Consider the following 567-nt stretch of genomic DNA (forward strand, 5'->3'; position numbering starts at 1 on the left):
AGAAATCAAAAAGTTAAAAGAAGTGTAAAAATAGTCTTGACTCGGGGGGGAGACTTCAATAATATACGCCCCCGTTGAATGATGCACAGCACACCAGTGCGGGGCCATAGCTCAGCTGGGAGAGCGCGACGCTGGCAGCGTTGAGGTCTGCGGTTCGATCCCGCATGGCTCCACCAAATCATTCAGGACAGTTTACTGTCCCCTTCGTCTAGAGGCCTAGGACACCGCCCTTTCACGGCGGTAACAGGGGTTCGACTCCCCTAGGGGACGCCATATAAAAAACCTCGATATCAATTTGATATCGAGGTTTTTTTTCGCCTGTAGAAAGTTGAGTATAGCCATTGTTACTTTCTCTCAGTCTTTTTCGGGCTATTTACTTGTCTACTGTAGTTGTTCTATGTGTTTTTCTCTGCCGATACTCAGTTAAATTTGTTTTTTAGAGGCTCATAAAGGAGGGGGATTAGCAGATCAAATCTGCCTGATGGATTTTTGACGTTTACTGGGTGTTAGTAGGTATTATGTTTGACGAAATCCGTACTCGAGACTTTTAAGTGAAATATGTTTGTG

General features: G+C 44.8%; 2 tRNA genes. Both read left to right on the plus strand.

Going from position 1 to position 567, the window contains the following annotated elements:
* Positions 1-100 precede the first annotated feature (100 nt).
* Positions 101-176: transfer RNA gene (locus tag A3729_RS10255), tRNA-Ala, on the plus strand.
* A gap of 21 nt (positions 177-197) precedes the next feature.
* Positions 198-273, plus strand: a tRNA-Glu gene (locus A3729_RS10260).
* Positions 274-567 lie beyond the last annotated feature (294 nt).

The organism is Oleiphilus sp. HI0043 (assembly GCF_001634935.1).